15 protein-coding genes are annotated in these 20,321 nt (G+C 72.6%); 6 read left to right on the top strand and 9 right to left on the bottom strand.

The features are described 5' to 3' along the window. Nucleotides 1-117 precede the first annotated feature (117 nt). From ACSC1Q_RS04100 to ACSC1Q_RS04085, 4 genes are all read right to left on the bottom strand, one after another. Nucleotides 118-1,527 carry a sensor histidine kinase gene (locus ACSC1Q_RS04100; RefSeq protein WP_436757291.1) on the bottom strand — a complete coding sequence of 470 codons (1,410 nt, stop codon included), beginning with the start codon at nucleotides 1,525-1,527 and terminating at the stop codon, nucleotides 118-120. Continuing rightward, the gene (locus tag ACSC1Q_RS04095) at nucleotides 1,524-2,231 is read right to left on the bottom strand and encodes a response regulator transcription factor (protein ID WP_436757290.1); all 708 of its coding nucleotides are present in this window, start codon (nucleotides 2,229-2,231) and stop codon (nucleotides 1,524-1,526) included. The genes ACSC1Q_RS04100 and ACSC1Q_RS04095 overlap by 4 nt, the downstream gene beginning before the upstream one ends. A gap of 76 nt (nucleotides 2,232-2,307) precedes the next feature. Next, nucleotides 2,308-3,822, bottom strand: coding sequence for a phytoene desaturase family protein (locus tag ACSC1Q_RS04090; RefSeq protein ID WP_436757289.1), 1,515 nt, complete (start codon nucleotides 3,820-3,822; stop codon nucleotides 2,308-2,310). 278 nt (nucleotides 3,823-4,100) lie between these two features. After that, a complete protein-coding gene (locus ACSC1Q_RS04085) occupies nucleotides 4,101-5,006 on the bottom strand; it encodes a LysR family transcriptional regulator (protein WP_436757288.1) in 906 nt (301 codons plus the stop codon). Nucleotides 5,007-5,076: 70 nt separating this feature from the next. On the opposite strand from ACSC1Q_RS04085, the gene ACSC1Q_RS04080 reads away from it, so the two are divergent. The 5 genes from ACSC1Q_RS04080 (at nucleotide 5,077) to ACSC1Q_RS04060 (ending at nucleotide 11,578) form a co-directional block, all read left to right on the top strand. Continuing rightward, a complete protein-coding gene (locus ACSC1Q_RS04080; RefSeq protein WP_436757287.1) occupies nucleotides 5,077-6,300 on the top strand; it encodes a YeiH family protein in 1,224 nt (407 codons plus the stop codon). Between the two features lie 123 nt (nucleotides 6,301-6,423). Further along, nucleotides 6,424-7,362: a pseudouridine-5'-phosphate glycosidase gene (locus ACSC1Q_RS04075; protein WP_436757286.1), complete on the top strand. Its 939-nt coding sequence runs from the start codon at nucleotides 6,424-6,426 to the stop codon at nucleotides 7,360-7,362. Nucleotides 7,363-7,369: 7 nt separating this feature from the next. Then, nucleotides 7,370-8,320, top strand: coding sequence for a carbohydrate kinase family protein (locus ACSC1Q_RS04070; RefSeq protein ID WP_436757285.1), 951 nt, complete (start codon nucleotides 7,370-7,372; stop codon nucleotides 8,318-8,320). 64 nt (nucleotides 8,321-8,384) lie between these two features. After that, nucleotides 8,385-10,058, top strand: a complete 1,674-nt coding sequence (locus ACSC1Q_RS04065) for a hypothetical protein (RefSeq protein WP_436757284.1) — start codon at nucleotides 8,385-8,387, stop codon at nucleotides 10,056-10,058. 299 nt (nucleotides 10,059-10,357) lie between these two features. Further along, nucleotides 10,358-11,578: an MFS transporter gene (locus ACSC1Q_RS04060; protein ID WP_436757283.1), complete on the top strand. Its 1,221-nt coding sequence runs from the start codon at nucleotides 10,358-10,360 to the stop codon at nucleotides 11,576-11,578. Nucleotides 11,579-11,630: 52 nt separating this feature from the next. Here ACSC1Q_RS04060 and ACSC1Q_RS04055 read toward each other — a convergent pair whose 3' ends face one another. The 3 genes from ACSC1Q_RS04055 to ACSC1Q_RS04045 all read right to left on the bottom strand — a co-directional run bounded on the left by ACSC1Q_RS04055 (nucleotide 11,631) and on the right by ACSC1Q_RS04045 (nucleotide 14,959). Next, nucleotides 11,631-13,664, bottom strand: coding sequence for a tetratricopeptide repeat protein (locus tag ACSC1Q_RS04055; RefSeq protein WP_436757282.1), 2,034 nt, complete (start codon nucleotides 13,662-13,664; stop codon nucleotides 11,631-11,633). 44 nt (nucleotides 13,665-13,708) lie between these two features. Further along, a complete protein-coding gene (locus ACSC1Q_RS04050) occupies nucleotides 13,709-14,599 on the bottom strand; it encodes an SIR2 family NAD-dependent protein deacylase (RefSeq protein WP_436757864.1) in 891 nt (296 codons plus the stop codon). A 195-nt stretch (nucleotides 14,600-14,794) separates the two neighbouring features. Beyond that, on the bottom strand, nucleotides 14,795-14,959 hold the full coding sequence (locus ACSC1Q_RS04045) for an FxSxx-COOH-like cyclophane-containing RiPP peptide (protein ID WP_386159935.1): 165 nt from the start codon (nucleotides 14,957-14,959) through the stop codon (nucleotides 14,795-14,797). 193 nt (nucleotides 14,960-15,152) lie between these two features. On the opposite strand from ACSC1Q_RS04045, the gene fxsT reads away from it, so the two are divergent. After that, nucleotides 15,153-17,684, top strand: coding sequence for an FxSxx-COOH system tetratricopeptide repeat protein (fxsT, locus tag ACSC1Q_RS04040; RefSeq protein ID WP_436757281.1), 2,532 nt, complete (start codon nucleotides 15,153-15,155; stop codon nucleotides 17,682-17,684). A gap of 63 nt (nucleotides 17,685-17,747) precedes the next feature. Here fxsT and ACSC1Q_RS04035 read toward each other — a convergent pair whose 3' ends face one another. Together ACSC1Q_RS04035 and ACSC1Q_RS04030 are read right to left on the bottom strand one after the other, a co-directional pair. Then, nucleotides 17,748-19,052: an HEXXH motif domain-containing protein gene (locus tag ACSC1Q_RS04035; protein WP_436757280.1), complete on the bottom strand. Its 1,305-nt coding sequence runs from the start codon at nucleotides 19,050-19,052 to the stop codon at nucleotides 17,748-17,750. Further along, nucleotides 19,049-20,224, bottom strand: coding sequence for an FxsB family cyclophane-forming radical SAM/SPASM peptide maturase (locus ACSC1Q_RS04030; protein WP_436757279.1), 1,176 nt, complete (start codon nucleotides 20,222-20,224; stop codon nucleotides 19,049-19,051). Before ACSC1Q_RS04030 ends, ACSC1Q_RS04035 begins: the two co-directional genes overlap by 4 nt. Nucleotides 20,225-20,321 lie beyond the last annotated feature (97 nt).

Genomic DNA, 20,321 nt, shown 5'->3' with positions numbered 1-20,321 from the left:
GACCGGTTGCCTCGGCGAGGAGCGCGGAGCGCGGAGCGAAGGACGGGTGGCGTCGGCGGCGGCCCACATGTTCGAGGCCGTGGGAAGAAGGGGCGACAGGGCGACGGGGACGGCCGCTCACGTACCCGGGGTGAGGAGGGACCGGGTGGGAGAGCCGGGCAGGCGGACGCGGGCGAGGATGCCGCCTCCGGCGGCGTTCTCCAGGTTCACCTCTCCCCCGGCGTCGCGCACGGCCTTGGCGACGATGGCCAGCCCCAGTCCCGAGCCGGGCATGCTGCGGGCCGAGGACGACCGCCAGAACCGGTCGAACACGTACGGCAGCTCCTCCCCCGGAATGCCGGGGCCGTGGTCCCTGACGGTCAGCTCGCCGTCACGGAGCCGCACGACCACCGGCTCCGGCCGGTCCGCCGAGAACTTCACCGCGTTGTCCAGCAGGTTCACCACGGCCCGTTCCAGGGCGGCCTGGTCGCCCCGCAGGTACCAGGGGCTCAGCCCCACCTCGATCGAGGTGTCGGGGGCGCGCAGCCGCGCCCTGCGCACGGCCGCCTCGACGGCGTCGTGGAAGGCGACCTCGACGTGCGGCTCGTGCTCGTCCTCCGAGCGCGAGAGCTGGAGCAGGTCCCCGACGAGCGTGGACATCTCCTCGAACTGGGCCTTGAGGTTGGCGAGCAGCCTGCGCTTGGGAGCGGCGTCGAGGGGACGTCCGGCGTTCTCGCTGCGCAGCAGCAGGTCGATGTTGGTGCGCAGGCTGGTGAGCGGGGTGCGCAGCTCGTGCCCCGCGTCGGCGATCAGCCTCCGCTGGCGCTCGCGGGACCCGGCCAGCGCGGTGGTCATCGCGTTGAACGAGACGCCGAGCCTGGCGATCTCGTCGGTGCCCTCGACCGGGATCCTGGTGTCGAGGTCCTCGGTCCTGGCGACGTACTCGACGGCCTCGGTCAGGCGGCCGACGGGGCGCAGCGCCGTACGGGAGACGAGCAGCCCGGCGGAGGCGGCGCCGAGCACGCCGAGCGCGGTGACCCCCGCGAGGATCCAGGCGAGGGCGGTGAGGGTGGCGTAGACCTCGTCCAGGGATCGTGACTCCATGACCGCGAGGCCGGGGCGGATGTTCTTCGTCATCACCCGGACCTCCTCTCCGGCGTCGGTCACACCGTTCCTGAGCAGCCGCCCGCCCGGGGGCCCGTGTGTCAGGGCCACGTCGGCCGGGGTCACCTCGACGGGCGTGGAGCCCGCCACGCACCTCCCGCCGTCGGCGTAGACCAGCTGGATGGGCGGGAGGCGGGGCAGCGGCCTGCGGCCGGCGGCCTCCCCCCGGTCCCCCGGGCCCCCCACCCCCCGGGGCCCTCCCGGGCAGTACGGGCCGATCCACTCGATGCCCTGCGGCCGTCCCTCCAGCGAGCGCTCCACCTGCCGCAGCAGCTCGGCCCGTACGACGAACCAGCACAGCATCGCGCACACCGCGATCGCGAGCGCCACGGCCGCCGCCACCAGCAGGGTGAGCCGGGAGCGCAGGGAACGGCGACCGTTCACGCGGAGGTCCGCAGCACGTAGCCGACGCCCCGGACGGTGTGGATCAGCCGGGGGCGCCCGCCGAGCTCGGTCTTGCGGCGCAGGTACATGACGTAGACGTCGAGGGAGTTGGAGGACGGCTCGAAGTCGAATCCCCACACCTCGCCGAGGATCTGCTCGCGGGTGAGCACCTGGCGGGGGTGGACCATGAACAGCTCCAGCAGCAGGTACTCGGTGCGGGTCAGCTCCAGCGGCTCCCCTGCCCGGGTGACCTCGCGACCGGCGATGTCCATCCGCAGGTCGCCGAAGGCCAGGACCGCGTCGTCCTCGGCCGCGGGCGCGCTCAGGGCGCCGCGCCGCAGCAGCGCCCTGACGCGCGCCAGCAGCTCGTCCAGCTCGAACGGCTTGACCAGGTAGTCGTCGGCCCCCGCGTCCAGGCCGGAGACCCGGTCGCCCACGGCGTCGCGGGCGGTGAGCATGAGGACCGGCAGGTGGTTGCCCGCCGCCCTGAGCCTGCGGCAGGTGGTCAGCCCGTCCAGCCGGGGCATCATGACGTCGAGCAGGACCAGCTCGTACGGCTCCCGGTCGATCGCCTCCAGCGCCGCCTGGCCGTCCGAGGCCAGGCCGACCCGGTACCCCTCGAACTCCAGGCTGCTCTGCAGCGCCTCCCTGAGCGCGGGCTCGTCGTCCACGACCAGCACCCGCGCCGTCTCACCCTCAGCCATGACCTCCACGGTAGACGCCCATCATGAGAGCCGGATGAACGCCTCACCCGGTCTGCTCGGAGAGCCGGGCCCGGGCTCAGGTGAGCAGCGCCATGGCGGCGTTGTGGCCGGGAATGCCGCTGACGCCGCCGCCGCGCCGGGCGCCCGCGCCGCAGAGCAGGACGCGCTCGAAGTCGGTCTCCACCCCCCAGCGCCCCGGTTCCCCGTACGGCCAGGACAGGTCGCGGTGGAAGATGTGGCCGCCGGGCAGGCCCGCCTCGGTCTCCAGGTCGACCGGGGTCCTGGCCTCCAGGCAGGGGCTGCCGTCGGGGGCGCGCAGCAGGCAGTCCTCGACGGGTTCGGCGAGAACGGCGTTCATCGAGGCGAGCGTGGCGCGCAGCGCGGCCTCGCGCGCCCCCGCCGGGTCCTCCCTGAACAGCCTGGCGGGCATGTGCAGGCCGAACAGCGTCATCGTGTGGGCTCCGGCCTCGCGCAGTTCCGGGCCGAGGATGGAGGAATCGGTCAGCGAGTGGCAGTAGACCTCGGCCGGGGGCAGCGAGGGGATCTTCCCGGCCGACGCCTCCGCGTACGCGCGGGCGAGCTGGTCGCGGCCCTCGTTGATGTGGAACGTGCCGCTGAACGCCGCCGCGGGGTCCACGCCGGGGTCCCGCAGGCGCGGCAGCCGCGAGAGCACCATGTTGACCTTGAGCTGGGCCCCCTCGGGGACGGGTTCGGCGTCTCCGAGCAGCCGGGCGAGCACGGCGGGCGGCACGTTGGCCAGGATCCGCTCACCCGTCACCGCGTGCTCGCCGTCCGCGTCGCGGAAGGCGACCTCGCCCGAGGGGTCTATCGCGAGGACCTCGGCGCCGGTCAGGATCTCCGCCCCGGCGGCGCGGGCGGCGTCGGCGAGCGCGCCGGACACCGCGCCCATGCCTCCGACGGGGACGTTCCAGTCGCCGGTCCCGTCGCCGATCACGTGGTAGAGGAGGCAGCGGTTGGCCAGCAGGCCCGGGTCGGAGGGGTCGGCGAAGGTGCCGATGAGGGCGTCGGTGAGGACCACGCCGCGCACGGTGTCGTCGGCGAACCGCTCGTCCACCACCTCGCCGACCGGCCGCTCGAACAGGTCGCGCCAGGCCTCCTCACCGACGAGACTCCGCATCGCCGCCCGGTCGGCGAGGGGTTCGAGCAGCGTCGGCGCGACCCGCTCGGCCACGTCGGCGGTCATCCCGTAGAAGCGCCGCCACGCCCGCAGCTCGCCGTCGCCGCCGGTGACCCGGGCGAAGGAGGCCGCGGTCCGCGCGGCGTCGCCGTTGTCGACCAGCAGCCCGGTGCCGCCCACCGGCGTGTACGAGGCGTATCGGCGCCGGCGCAGCGCGATCCTGAGCCCCAGGTCGGCGACGACCTTCGAGGGGAGCAGGCTGACCAGGTACGAGTAGCGCGAGAGCCGGGCGTCGACCCCGGGGAACGCCCGCGCCGACACGGCGAGGCCGCCGACGTGACCGAGGCGTTCCAGGACGAGGACGCGCCGGCCGGCGCGGGCGAGGTAGGCGGCGGCGACCAGGCCGTTGTGGCCGCCTCCGACGATCACGGCTTCGTAGCGCGAGCGGAGCACGAGACTTCCCGGCGGGGTGAGGTGCGGTGAGGGGACGCGGGCTGGGACTGCGGCCGTTCAGAGACCCGTCTGCCAGTGCGGCTCGGGACAGAGCACGCTCGGCGTCTCGACCATCACCATGCGCTTCACCATATCCCGAAATATCGCTAGATCGGCAGCCCACCTCGCGGCCGCCCGGCTCCCGGATCGCCGCCGTTCACCGTCGCGCACTGACGCTCACCGTCGCTCACAGCCGCTCGCAACCGCTCGCAGCCGCTCACTGACAGCTCACTGACAGCTCACTGCCGTTCGCGGGCGGCGGCGGAGAGGGTGATCGTGAGGAGGGTGGCGGCGGGACCCGTGGGAGCACGGCCGTGGCGCCAGACCGCCCGCAGGCGGCGCGTGAGGTCGATGCCCCGGGTGGGCACCTCGACCAGGCGGCCGGTGGCCAGCTCGGCCTCCACCGCGTAACCGCTGAGCACGGCGGGGGCCGCGCCCTCGCGGGCGGCGCCCTTGACCGCGGCGTTGGAACCGAGCTCCAGCTTCGGGGCGGCCGCGGCGTGGCCGGTGAGCGCGAGGTCCAGCGTCTCGCGGGTGCCCGACCCCCGCTCGCGGACGACCAGCGGGGTGGCGGCCAGCTCGGCGGCGAGCAGCGGGGTGCGACGGCGCGCCCACGGGTGTCCCGGCGCGACCACCACCACGAGCCTGTCGGTGGCCACCACCCGCGACGCCAGCCCGGCCGGGACCGAGGGCCCCTCCACGAACCCGAGCTCGATCTTCCCGCCGATCAGCCTCGCCACCTCGGCCGAGTTCTGCACGTCCAGGCCGACCTGGACCTGGGGCTCGCGGTCCTGGAGCTCACCCAGCCAGCGCGGCAGCAGGTACTCGGCCACCGTCATGCTGGCGGCGATGTGCAGGTGCGCGGCCCGGCCGCGCCGTACCGCCTCCGCCCCGCGCATGAGCTCCTCCGCCGCCGCCAGCACCTGCGTGGCCCAGGCCGAGACCATCACGCCCTGCGGGGTGAGGGTGGACCCGCGCGGGGTGCGTTCCAGCAGCGGCAGCCCGAGGCGGCGTTCCAGCAGCGAGATGCGCTTGCTCACCGACGGCTGCGCGATGCCCGCGGCCCTGGCCGCCTGGCCGAGGCTGCCCAGGCGTTCCACTTCGACGAGCAGGCGCAGGGATTCGAGGTCGGGCAGCTCGCTCATAGCTCCAGGCTATGACCTTCCAGAAAGGTGACGGCTACCGGCCTCCCCACGCCGCGCCGAGACTCGGGAGATGCCCGTCTCCCCGCTCACCCGCTCTCCCGACCCCACCGCGCGAACCCCTCAGACACCCGTACGACCCGCACCGGCACCGGCGGCGGGACGTGGAGCGCTCCGGGCGCTCGCGCCGGGGCTCGGGGCCGCGGCCGGCGCGGTGGTCCTGGCGACGGCGGCGGCCCGGATCGTTCCCGGGGTGAGCGCCGCCGTGGTCGCGGTGGTCCTCGGGGTCGCGCTCACCAACCTCGGCGGCCTGCACCGGTCGCTCGCCCCCGGGCTCGGGTTCGCCTCCCGCAGGGTGCTGCGGCTGGCGATCGTGCTGCTCGGCCTGCAGATCGCGCTGCCGGAGCTGCTGGCGCTCGGCTGGCGGGCGCTGGCGGTGGTCGCGGCGGGGACCGGCGTCACGTTCGCCGCGACGCGGTGGATCGGAGGCCGCGTCGGGGTGAGCCCGCGCAGGTCCCTGCTGATCGCGACCGGCGTGTCCGTCTGCGGGGCGGCGGCCGTGGCCGCCATGCACGAGGTCGCGGAGGGCGACGACGACGACGTGGCGGCCGCGGTGGGCGTGGTCGTCCTGTACGGCAGTGTCTCGATCGTCACGCTCCCCCTGCTCGCGGGGGCGCTGGGGCTGACCCCGCACCAGCTGGGCCTGTGGGCCGGAGCCTCGGTCCACGAGGTCGCGCAGGTGGCGGCCATCGGCGCGGCGGCCGGAGCGGGGGTGCTGGTGAGCGCGGTGGCCGTCAAGCTGGCCCGGGTCGTCCTGCTGGCCCCGATCGTCGCGCTCACCTCCGTCTCCCTGCGCCGCGCCGCGACCTCGGCACGCCGTACCAAGACGGACCGTCCTGGAGTGAGCCGTCCCGAGGCGGGCCGTACCTCGACGGGCCGCCCTGAAACGAGCCGTCCCGAGGCGGGCCGTTCCAAGACGGGCAGCCCCGAGACGGGCAGTCCCTCGACGGACGGTCCCGAGGCCGGGCGGGCGGTGCGGCGTCCGCCGGTGGTGCCGCTGTTCGTCGCCGGGTTCGTCGCGGCCGTGGCGGCGCGGAGCCTGGGCCTGGTGCCGGCCGAGATCACCCGGGCGGTCCCCGACCTGACGGCGGTGCTGCTCGCGGCGGCGCTCTTCGCCCTGGGCACCGGCGTCGACGTGCCAAGGCTCGCGCGGGGCGGGCGGTCGCTGCTCCTGGGCGGGATCGCCACGGCCCTCATCGGCGGGATCTCACTGCTCGGAGTGCTGGTCATTGGCTGATCTTTGAGTGGACGTCTCCTCGCAACCGCCGTAACGTGCTCTTTTTGGGGAAGACGGTGTCGTTTACACCGTTCCAAAAGCAAGCAATGATTACGACCTCGGACAAGGAGACAGAACCAGCTCATGCGTACCACCCGACAGCCCCTCTCCGACGTGCTCCGCCCCTCAGGTGAGGTGGCCGAAGCACTGGAGCAGGGCGCCCCGATCGTGGCGCTGGAGTCCACGATCATCTCCCACGGCCTGCCCCAGCCCCGCAACCTTGAGGTCGCGGTGGAGCTGGAGCGGATCGTCAGGGAGGCCGGGGCGGTGCCCGCGACGATCGCGGTGCTGGACGGCGTGGCGCGCATCGGTCTCGACAAGAGCGAGCTGGAGCGCGTCGCCGGCGAGCCGGGGCTTCGCAAGCTGGGCTTCCGCGACCTGCCCGCCGCCGCCGCGCTCGGCGCGAGCGGGGCGACCACGGTCTCCGCCACCTCGTTCCTGGCCGCCAGGGCGGGCATCCGGGTCTTCGCCACCGGCGGTCTCGGCGGCGTGCACCGAGGGTGGACCGAGAGCCAGGACGAGTCCGCCGACCTCGACATGCTGAGCCGGACCCGCATCACCGTGGTCTGCGCGGGCGTGAAGTCGATCCTGGACGTACCGGCCACCCTGCAGCGGCTGGAGACGCGCGGCGTCACGATCGCGGGGTTCCGCACCGACGAGTTCCCCGGCTTCTACCTGCACACCTCGGGCGAGCCGGTCGACTGGCGGATCGAGACGCCGGACGAGGCCGCGGGCATCATGCGGGCCCAGGACGCGCTCGGCGGCCCGGAGACCGCGCTGATCGTCGCCAACCCGGTGCCGCTGCCCGAGCAGCTCGACCCCGAGCTGCACGACCGGGTCCTCGCCGAGGCCCTCGCCGAGGCGGAGCGGCGGCGGATCACCGGCCAGGCCATCACCCCGTTCCTGCTGGGCTACCTGGTGCGCGGCACCGGCGGCGCCTCACTTGAGGCGAACCTGGCCGCAGTGCGGGGCAACGCCGGCGTCGCAGGGCGGATCGCGGCCTCCTGGAGCCGGGGAGACTGAGGACACCGTGACCGGAACGGGTCTGCTGGTCATCGGCGACGTGGTGACCGACGTCGTCGCACTTCACGGCGGGTCCGCCAGGAGCGGTCTGGCCGTCGGGACGGACACCGCCGCCGACATCGTGCTGCGCCCCGGCGGCTCGGGGGCCAACACGGCGTCCTGGGCCGCCCGGCTCGGCGCCGACGCGCGGATCCTGACCCGGGCGGGCTTCGACACCGCCGACTGGCACGCCGCCGAGCTGCGGCGGTTCGGGGTACGGCCGCACCTGCGGGTCGACCCCGACCGGCCCACCGCGGTGGTGATCGCGATGGTCGACGTGACCGGGGAGCGTTCCATGCTCACCAACCGGGGCGCGGGCGGGCACATCGGCACGGGCGACTGGGACGAGAGCCTGCTCGACGGGGTGGGGCATCTCCATCTGTCCGGTTACACCCTCTTCGCGGAGCCGGGGCTCCAGCTTTCCCGGCTGGCCATGGCCGAGGCGTCCCGGCGCGGCGTCTCGATCAGCGTGGACCCCGCCTCGACCGGTTTCCTGCGCTCGTTCGGCGTCGAGCGGTTCGTCCAGGAGACCCTGACCGCCCAGCTGATCATCCCCAACCTGGACGAGGCGCTGCTGCTCACCGGCGAGGCCACCGCCGAGAGAGCGGCCGAGAGCCTGAGCCTCCGCTACGGCGCGGCGGCGGTGAAACTCGGATCCCGCGGCGCGCTGATGGCCAGGGACGGAAAGTTGGCCGCCCGGGTTCCCGCGCTCACCACCGAGGTGGTTGACTCCATTGGAGCGGGGGACGCGTTCGCCGCCGGGCTGCTCACGGCCCTGCTGGGCGGGGCCGCGGACGAGGTCGCGCTGGACGCCGGACGCCGCGCGGGGGCGGAGGCCGTGACGGTCCTGGGTGGCCGTCCGCGTGTCCTTCCGTCTGATTTGGGTACCAAGGAGCTTTACCCTCTTAACACCAATTGATAGCTTGCGGCGTAAGCTGCACCATTAGCCACACGCGTCACTTTGGGGAGGTTACGGTCCGCCGATGGATGCCGAGTCATCGATCTGCCTGAGTGATCTGGTCCCGGCCCTGCGCTGGAGCCGTCCCCAGCAGGTCGCCGAAGCCCTGGCCGACCCCCGGCTGCCCGCCGGCTGGTGGTCGTCGGTCACCCTGCCAAAGGCCCTCGGCGCCGCGGGGCTCGACTGGGTCTGCGACAGGCTGGCCAGGCTCTCGCTGTCACGCTGGGACCACCTGCCGTTGAGCGACGTGCTGCCCGCGCTGCACGTCCACACGGTCGACCCGACCCTGCCCGGCTGGCCGGAGCCCGCGCGCTCGGCCATCGCCGGACTGGGCGGCTGGAACCGCCTGCGCCGCCTGACCGCGGGAGACCTGAGCGGGCCCGCGATCGGGCCCGCCACGTCCTCCCCCGAGGTCGTGGTCACCGCCGTGTTCCGCGAGGTGCTCGGCCACGTCCCGGGGATCGCCGAGCACGCCGCGCCGGCCGCCGCCCACGCGCAGGTCCCGGTCCAGGAGCGGGTCCAGGACCCGGCGCCCGCGCCGCAGGTCCCCGCCCAGCCGTCGCCGCCGCCGCAGGAGCAGCGGCAGGCCCCGGTCCCCGAGCCCGCCGTTCCCGAGCCGGTCGCGCCCAGCCCCCAGGCCCTCCTCAGCGACTACCCGCTGGTCCGCCTGGTCGACAACATGTTCCGCGACTGGAGCCCGCTGGAGCGCGCGGTCGCCGTCGAGCGGCTCTTCGCGGTCGACCCGATCAGCCTGCGCGCGCTCGCGCACAAGCTGAACGCCGACCGCGACGCGCTCTCGGCGGCCCAGCGCTCCGCCGAGGAACGCATCCTGCTCTGGCTGCGCTCCTCGGAGTCCGCGCCGCTCACCGGGCACATGTTCGGGCTGACCGAGTGGCTGGGCTCCGCCGCCACCAAGGACCAGCTCATCGGCGCCGACCCGGCGCACCCGATCGAGGTCCCCACCCTGCGGACCCCGCTCTGGAGGGTGCTGGTCACGCTCATGCCCGACCGGCGGCTCCAGGACGACTGGCTCGTCGTGGGCGACCTGGGCGGGCTGCGCGACCGGACCCGCCAGCTCCTGTCGGGCAAGCCGATCGACAGCGACGTGCTCAGGCTCATGGAGCACCAGCTCGGCATCCGGTCCCACTCGGTGCAGGCCTGGCTGGACGCCCTCGCCGCGAGCGCGACGCAGGAGGCGGCTCCCCAGGAGGCCACCGCCGAGGTCAGGCAGCTGCCGCGCCGCACCCCGGGGGCGAACGGCCACCACCACCGCGGCGGGCAGCCGATCCCGCAGGTGAACACCGGCGCCATCGACCCCCGCGCCGCCCTGGCCACGCTGTCGGCCCTGGCGAGCGGCAACTCCAGGCCGCACCTGATCACCAGCCAGCGGGTCCCGATGCACCCGCCCGCGAGCCCGACGTCCGACCCGACCCGCTGGCAGCGCATCGAGGTGACCAGCGACCACCTGCGGGGCGGCCCGGTGGCCGTTCCCGAGGGGTACGCCACCCAGCTGGGCATGCGTCCCGGCACGCTGCTGTCGGTCACCGGTCCGGGCGACAACGCGGTGGTCCTGGTCTGGCGGGACCACCCCGTCTTCGACTCCCTGCAGCCCGTCCTGATGCGCCTGAACGCCCGTCCGGGCGACCAGGTCTACGTCACCGTGGACGGCTACCGCCTGGACGCCCAGCTGCCGGCCTGACCCTCCGGCCGCCCCTCCCCCGGAGTCACCATCGGGGAAGGGGCGGGTGCGGGGACAGGAATCCGGTGAAGGCAGGCGGAGCCGGGCGAGCTTGATTCATTTAGCCGAATCGACGCTATGCTTGGGCCTCCCGAGGCCGGAATTAACAATGGGACCCGAGCTACAGGGGTCCCATTGGTCGTTTTCATGTCAACAAAATCCCATTTCTCCTTTTCCGTCGGCGATTTTGACGACACACCTCACAAATCAGTTGTCAGCTGTTGTCCGACGGCTGACACGAGAACAGGAATACGCAAGCTGTGGGGGACGGACCGGCGCGAGCGACCCGGACACGCAACAACAAGAAGGACCTCAGGTTGGCGTGGGCCGGATCCGCGCTTTCCATGACCGCTTTCCGGACCCTCGGCGTCTCCTACCCGCTCATCGCCCTGGCGCTCACCGGCTCCCCCATGGCCGCCGGATGGGTGGGGTTCGCCTCGACCGTCCCCGGCCTCCTGCTGTACATCCCGGCCGGCGCCCTGATCGACCGCTTCAACCCGCGCCAGGTCATGCTGTGGACGGAGGCAGCCAGGGGGATCACCGCGGCCAGCGTGTTCGTGGCCCTGCTCTGCGGGGCGGCCTCGCTGACCCAGCTGATCGTGGCCGCCGTCGCCGAGGGGGCGCTGTGGGTCCTGCACTCGCTGGCGGAGAACGCGCTGATCCCCTCACTGGTCGGCCGCGACGGGCTCCGCCGCGCGCTCGCGCGAAGCGAGATGAGTTTCCACACCGCCGTGCTGGCGGGAAGGCCGCTCGGCGGATTCCTGCTGGGAATCGGTCAGGCGATACCATCGGCCGTCAATACCGTGCTCTTCTTCCTCTCGTTCGGTTTGCTGCTGCGAATGGACGCGAGTGACGTCCGGCGTGACGCGCGGCCGCTGGTCAAAGTCGGCGACGGGCTGCGCGAGGTGGCCCAGCGGCCTTTCCTGCGCACCGCGATGGCGCTGACCGCCCTCACCAATCTGATGGTCAACGCGCTGACCATGGTCTTTCTCGCGAGTTCGACGGAGCTGTCTCCGCTGATCGTCGGGCTGGTGCTCGCGGGGGGCGGGCTGGGCGGGGTCCTGGGGTCCCTCGTCGTCCTGCGCGTCACGCCGCCGCCCTTCATGCTGTTCGCGCAGGTGTGGATCTGGGCGTTCGCGCTCTTCGTCGCCGCCTTCGGCGGGCATCCCGCCTTCTTCGCCCTGGCGACGCTGCTGACCGGGTGCAGCGGGGCCCTCAGCAACATCAGCATCAGGACGTTCGAGGCCCACGAGATCGGCTCGGACAAGATCGCGAGGGTGGCGAGCGTGTCCCGGCTCACCAGCCGCGTGGCGATATCGGTGGCGGCACCGCTCGGCGCCCTCCTCGTCACCTGCTTCGGCGGCGACGGGGCGACCGTGTTCCTCTTCGTCACCATGGTCGTGATCGCGATAGTCGTGACGGCCTTTCCCGCCCTGCGCGGCGGCCTGATGCCGGGCGGGGAGAGACAGGCCCACCCCTGAGACACCCGGTCAGCCCAGCTCAACTCGATCAGCCTCGGTCGGCTGCGCTCGATCAGGCGAGCCCGGTCAGGCGCGCCGCCTCCGTCGCCAGGTGGGCGGGGAGCGCGGGCGTCCTCGCCGCCGCGGCCCGCCCGGCCAGCGCGGCCGCCGCCGCCGCGTCACCGGCCAGCTCCTCGATCCTCGCGGCGTACAGCAGGACCGGGCCGTGGTCCGCCGCCTCGGCCGACACCGCCCCGATCTCGCGCTCCGCCTCGGGAAAACGGCCCAGCATGGCCAGCGCGAGCGCGTGGGCGGCCCGGGTGGACGGCCACTGCAGCGGCCGTACCCGGTCGAGGTCCCGCAGCGCCGCCTCCGCCCGGCCGAGCCCGGCGAGGATCTCACCGCGGGCGCGCAACGCCTCGGTGAGGTTCCCCTCCCGGCCCAGGACGTCGTTGAGGACGTCGCGCGCCGCGTCGGGATGGCCGTCGTACCAGAGCGCCCAGGCGAGCTCGGTCTGGATGTGCATGTCGTTGGGCAGGCGGCGGATCGCCGAGTACAGCTCCCGTACCGCGGCCGAGGGACGCGCCTGGGCCAGCCGCAGCCTGCCGATCCCGGCGAGCAGGCCGCCGACCGCCGAGGTCGCCCCCAGCGTCTCGAAGAGGACCGCGGCGGTGCGGTAGTGGGAGACGGCCTTCTCGAAGTCCTCCCGCCGGTGCGCGACGTTGCCGAGGAAGGACTCGATCTCCGCCCGCATCCTGGTGTTGTCGCCGCAGCGCTCCAGGGCCTCCTCGGCCTGCTTCCCGGCCAGCGCGAACTCCCCGTCGCGGAACGAGAGCTCGGCGGCCCGCAGGTAGTCGTCGGGGAAGGAGCGGGTCTCGGCCGCCGGGACGAGGTGGTCGTTCTGGAGGATCGGCTGGATGAGGCGCTCGTGCGACAGCTCGCACCATCGCGTTCCCGCCTTGATGTCCTCGCGCAGGATGTGGCGGTCGACCAGTGCCCTGACCACCGCGTTCGGCATGCCCGCGGTGACGGTCTCCCCCTGGTAGACGACCTCGCGGGTGCCCAGCTCCGTGATGAAGCAGCGGCGCAGCCAGCTCCTGAGCTCGGCGACGTCGTCCCCGAAGTGGTCGCGGGCCACCTCGGCGATCATCCGCTCGGAGAAGGTGGTGAGCGAGCGGTCGGCGTTGGCGAACCTGTGGACGTGGTCGGAGGAGATGACCCGCACGTCGTCGGGCAGGGAACGCCACATGGCCGAGCACACGACCTGCAGCTGGACGGGCTCGACCACCTTGGCGTCGGCGACGACCTCCTCGCCGAGCACCCTGCCGACCCTGATCATGCGCAGGTCGTCGACCAGGCCCCGCGCCGCGCCGGGGGCGAACGAGCGGCCGGTCCCCTCCAGCGGGCCCTCGGTCGCCCGGACCGCGGCGGCCGTGCCGAGGGCGGTCAGCGAGAAGCGGCTCCTGGCCATGCCCGCCAGCTTCGGCTCGTGGGGAAGGATCGCGGCGAGGTAGTCCTCCCGGATCGAGACGAGGAGGCGCAGGTTCGGGTCCTCGTCCAGCGCCTCGACGAGCTGGGCGATGAACCACTCACAGTACGGCTGGCGGTGGGCGAAGTCCCCGAAGAGCTCCTCCGCCTGGTCGATCGCCGCCAGGGTGAGCACCGGGTCGCCGTACGGGTCCTGGCGCGGCGGGCGCCGGCTCAGGAACTCGCGGATCGTCAGCCCCGCCAGCCGGGTGGGCGTCTCCAGGGGGGCCCACGACGACAGCAGCGCGAACACGTGCGGGTTGTGCCGCGAGAGCGCGGCGGACGGGAAGGGCGAGCCGTGCGAGACCCGGCCGATCGGGAGGACGTCGGTCCTGCCCGCGTCCAGCAGCGGGAGCACCCCGGCCTGGATCAGCGAGGTCTTGCCCACGCCGGACGGCCCGTACAGCACGGTGAGGCGCCCGGCCTGCCACAGGTCGGAGACCTCGCAGGCCTCCCTGTCACGGCCGAAGAACCTGGAGCCGTCCTCGCGGCGGAAGGCCCGCAGGCCGACGTACGGCTGGTCGGCCGCGTCGGGCCGGTCGCGGCCGGGCGTCCCGCCGGGGGTCACGCCGGATGGCACGCCGGGGGTCATCCCGGGGGTCGCGTCAGGAGGCACGTCGGAGGTCACGGCACCGGTCCCATCCGCCGGCGCAGCTCACGGCAGAACTCCTCCGCCGTCCCCCAGAAGATGGAGATCCGCCAGTCTTCGTAGTATCTGGCCAGCTGGCGCTGGACCTCCAGCACGTCCGCCTTCGTGCTGGCGAGCGAGGGGGCGAGCTGGACGCTCACGTGCCTGCGGCGGTTGATCCCGGGAACGGCCTTCAGCAGCCCGTGGAAGAGCACGCGAAACGTCCAGTCCTGCAGGCTGTAGCCGATGAACAGCAGGGGTCTCCTGGTCAGCGCCGCGAGGATGGAGGTGGGGAGCATGCGCTGGCCGCCCGCGACGCCGTCCACCGCGAGGTTGGTGAGGAACTCCAGGTAGTCGTCCTCGGCCAGCACGATCGACGCCGGATCCTGCAGGCTGCCGTGCAGGTGGTAGATGAGCGGGGCCTCCGGCCGGGGATTCCAGCCCGCCTCGCTGCTGAACAGGTCCTCGGCGTAGGCGAGCCCCTTGTTCCACGGGCAGATGGCCACGTTGGGCCGCTTCCCCACCGCTTCGAGCGAGCGCAGGATGAAGTCGTCGTAGTTCGTCGTCAGGTACACCGGGAGCGGGAAGCTCGCGAGCAGGCCGTGCGGTTCGAGGGGGTCCAGGAAGTCGGGCGCGCCCCCGGCGTCGAGCTCGTCGCAGATCCGCCTCTTCACATATACCGAATCCCCGTATCTCATCACCGCGAACTGCGTCACCCGGGGAAGGTCGTGGTCGTCGTCGAAGGGATAGTCCCAGCGGCGCGCCATGTCACGGCTCAGCGCCGTCCCCGTCGGCAGGGTGCTCGCGCACGCCCCGGACCCCAGGAAAGGCGTGCAGTCCCCGCTGTTCAACTGGTCGAGCAGGCGCTCCCACTCGGCCTCCCCCATATTGTGCACGCGGGGCACCACCTCACAGGCCGAAGGCCCGTCCGGAAAGCGGACCCGATGCCGAACGACTCTATTGCCGCGGTCAACCCCCGGTGGGCCGGACCCGAGCGCCTGACTCACCGATCGCCGGGAAACGGGCGAATGCTTCACAGTTATCTTTCTGTCGCAGTCTGCCCGGAACCGCAAGGCGATCTCTCATATCGAGCTGTCGAAACCCGCGCTCGGCTCCAGGTCGGCACCGTGCTCGAAAAGCTCCTTCAGCACCCTTCTGAGAGAGGCGCTGCCGACCTTCTCCAGGTCCCTGAACGACAGATCGGTGATGTCGATGGAGACCGTCGACGCCGCACCGTCATAATGCATTTGCGCTCCCTACTCGGCGACCCTGCCATCGGCCTGTTTTCGGTCATCCCAAACACGGTGCGGCGAGGTTCCGCCGTACCCGCGAAATTCAAGATGCGCCCGCCACTTATTTGATTCTGTTATGCCCGGCTTCTCGAATCAAGCTCTAGGATGGCGACAGAATCCTTCGGATTGAACAGGGTGGAGGCCATAGGTGGTGGAGCTTTCACACGCCGCGCACACCGTTCCCGAACGGCAGCCCGAGATCTGGGAGAAAGTGCCGCCCCGCAACAGGAACTTCACGGGGCGGGACGACCTGCTCCTCAAGCTCCGCCAGGGCATCAGCACCGTCACCGCCGTGGTCCCCCAGCCCCAGGCCCTGCAGGGATGGGGCGGCGTCGGCAAGACCCACCTCGCCATCGAGTACGCCCACCGCTACCGCTCGCACTACGACCTCGTCTGGTGGATCCCCGCCGACCAGCGCGTGCTGGTGCCCTCCGCCCTGGCGGCGATGGCGCCCCACCTGGGCCTGCCGTCGGCGTCGGCCACCGGTGTGGAGGAGGCCGCCGAGGCCGTGCGCAGGACGCTGCAGAGCGGCACCCCCTACCGCCGCTGGCTGCTGATCTTCGACAACGCCGAGGAGCCGGGGCAGGTCCAGGAGTTCATCCCGCGCGGGCCCGGCCACGTCCTGATCACCTCGCGCAACCCCAAGTGGGAGGACCACTTCGAGACCCTCCAGGTCGACGTCTTCACCCGCGAGGAGAGCGTCGCGTTCCTGAAGAAGCGCCTGCGCAGGGAGGTGCCCGACGAGGACGCCTCGCGGCTGGCCGAGCAGCTCGGCGACCTTCCGCTCGCCCTGGAGCAGGCCGGCGCGCTGCAGTACGAGACCGGCATGTCGGTCGACGAATACCTGGAGCAGCTCGACGAGCAGGCGAGCCGGCTGCTGGGGGCGAACCGGGCGCCGGGATACCCGCTGTCGATGACCGCGGCCTGGAAGGTGTCGGTGTCGCTCCTGGAGGACCGCCTCCCGGAGGCGATCACGGTCCTGCGGTGCTGCGCCTTCTTCGGGCCGGAGCCGATCCCGCGCGACGTGTTCCGCAAGGGCAACAAGGCCGTCGTCCCCCGCCTGAGCGCGATCCTGTCCGACCCCATCCTGCTCGCCACGGCGCTGAGCGAGCTCAGGCGGTTCGCCCTGGCCAGGATCGAGCCGGCGACCCGCACCATCCAGGTCCACCGCCTGGTCCAGGCGCTCCTGCGCGACGACCTGCCGGAGAAGGACCAGCGGGAGATCCGGCACGAGGTCCACGTGCTGCTCGCCGGCAGCGCCCCGCACGACCCCGACGACACCGACAGGTGGCGCGGTTTCGAGGAGCTGGTCGCCCACGTCGCCCCCTCCGGCCTGGAGGAGTGCACCGACCCGCGGGCCAGGTCGTTCGCGATGAGAATGGTCCGATACCTCTACCGGTCGGGCAACTACCAGTCGGCCCACACGTTCGTCACGAGCTTCATCGGGAGATGGACCGAGATCAGCGGTCCCGACCACCCGGACGTGCTCGTCGCGCACCGGCACCTCGGCAACATCCTGCGAGGTCTCGGGCAGTACGCCACGGCGTACGAGGTCGACCACGACACCCTCGACAAGATGAAGGAGATCCTCGGCCCCGAGCACGCGGAGACCCTCTCGACGATCAACGGCTACGCGGCCTCGCTGCGCGCCCGGGGCGACTTCCTCGCCGCGCGCACGCTGGACCAGGAGTCGCGGATCACCTACATGAACGGCCCGGACCCGACCTCCGCCCCCGCCCTGCGCGTGGTGTACAACCTGGCCCTCGACTACGCGCTGACCAGCGACTACGCGGAGGCGCGCAGGCTGCACCAGGAGACCTACCTCGCGCAGAGCGACGCGACCGACGGGATCAGCAAGGGCACCCTGCTGCTGTCGTGGAACAGCCTGGCCAGGGCCGTGCGGCTCTGCGGCGACTACACAGAGGCCTGTGACCTGGGCGAGGAGGCCTACGCCTATGGCGTCCAGGAGCTGACCCTCGACCACCACTACACCCTGCTCGCCGCGAAGGACCTCTCCATCGCGAAGCGGCGGGCCGGGGAGCTCTCCGAGGCCCTGGAGCTCGCGCACGACACGCACACCCGCTTCCAGCGGCTGTTCGGGGACGGGCACCCCGACACCATGGCGGCCGCGGTCAACCTCTCCAACGCCCTGCGGACCACCGGCAACCTCGACGAGGCGTTCGCGATCGCGGAGAAGGCCGTCGCCCGCTATCCGGAGGTGTACGGCCTCGACCACCCCTACACCAACGCCTGCCTCGGCAACCTGGCGATCCTGCACCGCCTGCGAGGAGACGTCGAGAAGGCCCGCGACCTGAACGAGCAGGTCAGGGCGGGCCTGGTCACGAAGGTGAGCCGCGACCACCACTACTCGCTGAGCTGCGCCGTCAGCCTCCAGAGCGACCTCGCGGCCCTGGGAGAGAGCGAAGAGGCCCGCGCGCTCGGCGAGGACACCCTCCGGAGGCTGCGGAGCCTCCTCGGCGAGAACCACTTCCTGAGCCTGGCCTGCGCCGCCAACCTCGCCCTCGACCTGCGGGCGGCGGGCGCCGAGCGGGAGGCCGAGATCCTGTACGCCGACACGATGCGGCGGTACGAACGGCCGCTGGAGATCGGCCACCCCGACGCCCTCTGCGCGAACGAGGGCCGTCGCATCGACTGCGACTTCGACCCCCCGCCGATCTGACCGCTCCCCGCCCGGGATCTCCGGCGCCTCAGGGCGGTGAGACGGCGTACCAGCGCTCCCCGCTCAGGAGTTCCGGCGCCGCCAGGTGGTGAGGTGCTGGTCGGCCTCGCGGCGTGCCTGTGCCGCCACCGCGAGGTCCACCGGCTCGTCCAGCCAGCGTTCCAGCGTGCCCCTCATCGCCTTCACGAACTCCTCGCCGCGCTCGTTCAGGCCCCCGCTGCCCATGAGCGTGCCGGTGACGCGGTACGCGGCCTCCCTCCAGCGCGCGAACTCGACCTGCCCGCGAAAGGCGCGGGCGCCCTGCTCGCGGTCGTGCTGGCGTCTCCAGAACCCCGCCACCCCGAGGTACGCGTACGCTCCCTGCAGCAGCCCGTTGACGGGGCGGGGGTCGCCCCGCCACGGCGCGTAGTGCCGCCGCCCGTCCTCGGGCCGGGTCAGGTCGACCATGTCGGTCAGCGCGGTCAGCTTCGCGTGCTGGATCTCGTGGGCGAACGTCGCGGCCATCCCAAGGCCGTGCTGCGGCTCCGACAGGGCGACGGTCCCGAACGTCTCGCGGGAGGTGGCGCTGTTCTGCCCGAAGGCCGGCGCGTGGATGGGGGTGAGCACCGAGATGCCGGAGGTCAGCTCCGCGGCGACGGTCCGGTGGCGTTCGGCCAGGACGCGCCACGCGTCACGCAGGCACGACGCCCAGTGCTCCAGCTTCTCCTCGCTCAGCCGGGGCTCGGTGACGTGCCCGGCGGGCCACCGGTAGGGGTCCGCGTCGTCGACGACGAGGCTGAGGCCGGGCCCCACAGGCAGCCTGCGCAGGACCTGCCAGCCGGTCCCGTCGCGAAGCGGGTCGACGCGGACCGTCGAGCGGCCGAGGTCGAGGTCGGCCCCGTCCTCGTCCGGCCGCACGGTGACGTCGAGCACCCCGCGCGCGCCGGCCGGCACGGCGAGGCTGCCGAGGGCCGGCAGGACGACGGTGTCCTCCTCGACGGCGAGGCGGACGCGGCAGGCGATCCGGGCCCTGACCGCGATGGCGACGACGAGGGCGGCCAGCCGGCCGGGATCGTCCTTCGCGCCCGTGCCGGCCCTGAGCGAGAGGTACGTCCTCAGCGCCCACGCGCCCACGGCCGGGTGGCACAGCTCCGACTCGACCCGCTCCCTCTCGTGGGTCTCCATCTCGGCCAGGAGGTCGTAGGCGCGCGCCGCGAGGGCGGCGTGCGGGTGACCGGCCTCCTCCGCCTCCAGGACGAGCGCGCGGACGAGGAGCCTGTTCTTGAGACCCTGCATCGCGCGCAGCTCGCCCATGGCCCCGGCCCCGCCCCCGCCCTTCGCGAGCGCGGAGAACGTCTCGTCGGACACCGGACGCGAGGTGAGCCTCATCCGCTTCCCTTCAGCCGGGCGACGTCGCGTACGAGCCGCGCGCGAATGTGATCGATGAGCCGGTAGAGGTCGGGGCAGTAGACCGAGGGGCCGAGGAATCCGCCGGTCTCGCTGTAGCGGTGCGGGTAGAGGCCGCCGCCGCAGACGGAACGGATGTCGCAGGCCCGGCACACGGGCGCCAGCGCGAGCTCGCCGATCTGCCGGGCCACGATGGACGGGTGCCCGAGCACGGTGTCGAAGGAGTCGCGCAGGACGTGCAGCAGGGTCGCGGGGGCGCCGTGGTAGCTGGACTTGAGGATGTCCGACTGCTCGATGCTGCCGTCCGTCTCGACGACGACCATCCGCGCCGGGGAGAGCCCGATGGCCTCGGTACGGGAGGCGCGGCCGGTGAGCAGGCGGACGATCTCGTTGAAGAACCTGATCTCGGTCTCCTCGACCGCCGCGCCGTACCAGCGCTCGAAGATCGGCAGCATCCAGTCGGCGTACGGCGTGGCGGCCGAGCCGGGGTCGCGGAAGGGTGGCGGGGTGAGCCAGTTGCCGTGCGGCAGCAGGAAGTCGACCGCGGGCGGGTCGAACTCCAGGAGCGCCTCGTAGGTGGCCAGCGGGTCGTTGCGGACGTCGATCGTGCACAGCAGGCCGCTGAAGAGATGGTGGAAGGGCCCGGCCGTCAGCCTCCGCAGCGAGGCGGCGACCTTGGCGTGGCTCCCCTGCCCGCCGGCGAAGAGCCTGTGCCGGTCGTGGGCCGCCTCGTAGCCGTCCAGGCTCACCCCGACCCGGATCTCCAGGCTGTCGAAGAGCCGCAGGTAGGTCTCGTCCAGGCGCAGGCCGTTGGTCTGCACGCCGACGTGGACGCGGGTCCCGACGTCGGCGGCCGCCCCCCTGATCGCGCGCACGGCGTGGGAGATGAGTTCCGGCCCGGCCAGGAGCGGTTCTCCGCCGTGCAGGATGACCTCCACCTCGGCCAGCTCGTGGGCGAGGGCGTGCTCCGCGATGCGCTGTGCCGTCCGCTGGACGATCGCCTCGGACATGCGCCGGGGCTGGGCCTTCCAGGACTGGTCCGCCATCTCGTAGATGTAGCAGTGGCGGCAGGCGAGGTCACATCTGCTGTGGATCTTCAGGATGAACTGCCGGAAGGCGAACGGTCTCCATCCTGAAGCCAGCAGTGCGGCCACATCGAGTGTGGCCGGAAACACGTTTTCGGCCGACAGAATTTTTAGTTCCGACTTCTCTGACAAATGCGGCACGCCTCTCTTGCGCCATTCCCATCTC

Source organism: Streptosporangium heterodermiicola (genome assembly GCF_051390675.1).
Classification (GTDB): Bacteria; Actinomycetota; Actinomycetes; order Streptosporangiales; family Streptosporangiaceae; genus Streptosporangium.
Note: the sequence above shows the minus strand (reverse complement) of the source record. Positions and strands in the feature narration are given on the sequence as shown.

Coding starts and splice junctions, on each gene's coding strand:
- ACSC1Q_RS04095 (WP_436757290.1), bottom strand. CDS start 2,231: ATGGCTGAGGGTGAGACGGCGCGGGTGCTGGTCGTGGACGACGAGCCC.
- ACSC1Q_RS04085 (WP_436757288.1), bottom strand. CDS start 5,006: ATGAGCGAGCTGCCCGACCTCGAATCCCTGCGCCTGCTCGTCGAAGTG.
- ACSC1Q_RS04080 (WP_436757287.1), top strand. CDS start 5,077: ATGCCCGTCTCCCCGCTCACCCGCTCTCCCGACCCCACCGCGCGAACC.
- ACSC1Q_RS04075 (WP_436757286.1), top strand. CDS start 6,424: ATGCGTACCACCCGACAGCCCCTCTCCGACGTGCTCCGCCCCTCAGGT.
- ACSC1Q_RS04065 (WP_436757284.1), top strand. CDS start 8,385: ATGGATGCCGAGTCATCGATCTGCCTGAGTGATCTGGTCCCGGCCCTG.
- ACSC1Q_RS04050 (WP_436757864.1), bottom strand. CDS start 14,599: ATGGGGGAGGCCGAGTGGGAGCGCCTGCTCGACCAGTTGAACAGCGGG.
- ACSC1Q_RS04045 (WP_386159935.1), bottom strand. CDS start 14,959: ATGCATTATGACGGTGCGGCGTCGACGGTCTCCATCGACATCACCGAT.
- ACSC1Q_RS04035 (WP_436757280.1), bottom strand. CDS start 19,052: ATGAGGCTCACCTCGCGTCCGGTGTCCGACGAGACGTTCTCCGCGCTC.